The 1,158-nt window shown below is 43.3% G+C and carries 3 protein-coding genes; all 3 read left to right on the top strand.

The annotated features are described in order from the left end of the window. The first annotated feature begins 60 nt into the window (after nucleotides 1–60). Genes ARSQ2_RS10095 through ARSQ2_RS10085 form a run of 3 tightly spaced genes read left to right on the top strand, consistent with a single transcriptional unit; the run spans nucleotide 61 to nucleotide 1,052 of the window. Nucleotides 61–198 carry a hypothetical protein gene (locus ARSQ2_RS10095; RefSeq protein ID WP_181995220.1) on the top strand — a complete coding sequence of 46 codons (138 nt, stop codon included), beginning with the start codon at nucleotides 61–63 and terminating at the stop codon, nucleotides 196–198. A 27-nt stretch (nucleotides 199–225) separates the two neighbouring features. Beyond that, nucleotides 226–621, top strand: coding sequence for a flagellar M-ring protein FliF C-terminal domain-containing protein (locus ARSQ2_RS10090; RefSeq protein ID WP_181995219.1), 396 nt, complete (start codon nucleotides 226–228; stop codon nucleotides 619–621). Between the two features lie 20 nt (nucleotides 622–641). Further along, complete coding sequence (locus ARSQ2_RS10085; RefSeq protein WP_181995218.1) at nucleotides 642–1,052, top strand: hypothetical protein; 411 nt, start codon at nucleotides 642–644, stop codon at nucleotides 1,050–1,052. Nucleotides 1,053–1,158 lie beyond the last annotated feature (106 nt).

The following is a 1,158-nucleotide window of genomic DNA, read 5'->3' as shown; positions in this document are numbered from 1 at the left end:
ATATTTGGCTACCTATTCGCCAGATCTTAATCCAATTGAACATAAATGGGCACAAGCTAAATGCAAAAAAAGAGCGCTCGGATGCGACACAGATATTTTCTTCGCACTCAATATGGTGAATCAAAATTAAGTCGCTTAGCTATTATAAGCAGGGTATTGAATCGATTATTAGGCCACTGGTTGGCCGGGGTAACGTAGAGGCGCAGGTTACTGCCCAAGTTAATTTTGCCCCGTAGCGAAGAGACCGCGGAAGAGTATAAACCTAATCAACCGCCTAATGAATCAGCCGTGCGTTCAAAACAGAGCAGTCGCAGTGAACAGAATGGCCAATCACTGATTGGTGGCGTACCTGCTGCGCTGTCTAACCAGCCAACACCTGAGCCAAAAGCGCCGATTGACACAGCTAATGATAAGAATAACCCTCGCCCGCTGAATAATAATCATAATAGTCGGGTTGATGAAACGACCAATTATGAAATCGATCGGCGCATTCGTCATACCCAACATCAAATAGGCTCGTTACAACGACTGTCGATGGCAATCATCGTTAATTATGCCGATAGCGACAGAAAAGAAAATGATGATAGTTTACCGCTGACAAATGAAAATTTGTTCAAATAAAAACATTAGCCCAGGAAGCTATGGGGTTTTCTGAACAGAGTGGTGATAGCCTGTATGTGCTAAATGCACCATTTGAACCGCAGGATGCACAACTAAAACCGCGTGAATTTTGGCAGCAACCTATTGTTATCGCGAATCTATTAGAAATTGGCCGTTATCTGTTGTTATCGTTTTTGGCCTGGCTATTTTGGCGTCTGATAATCAAACCTCAATTACGCAAAAAACGTGAAGCGGCGGAGAGCGCTAAAACGGCCGCTGATCTTGCCACAATAAAAGAGGCAGAACGCGCCGCTCAACAAAAAATTGAACATGACGAAGCCATGCGCCACCAGGAGCAGAAGCGTCAGCGTATCAACGCAGAAATGCAGACCAAACGGTTACGGTCAAATGGTGCAAAAAAATTCCCGCGTGATGGCGATGCTTGTTCGTAATTGAATGAGTGAAGAACTATGAGTTTTAATGGAATTGAAAAAAGTGCAGTTATGTTATAGCTAAGCGACTTAATTTTGATTACACCATATTGAGTGAGAACAAAAT

The organism is Arsenophonus endosymbiont of Bemisia tabaci Q2 (genome assembly GCF_902713415.1).
Classification (GTDB): domain Bacteria; phylum Pseudomonadota; class Gammaproteobacteria; order Enterobacterales; family Enterobacteriaceae; genus Arsenophonus.
The sequence above is the reverse complement of the archived record's forward strand: the minus strand, read 5'-3'. Positions and strand labels throughout refer to the sequence as shown.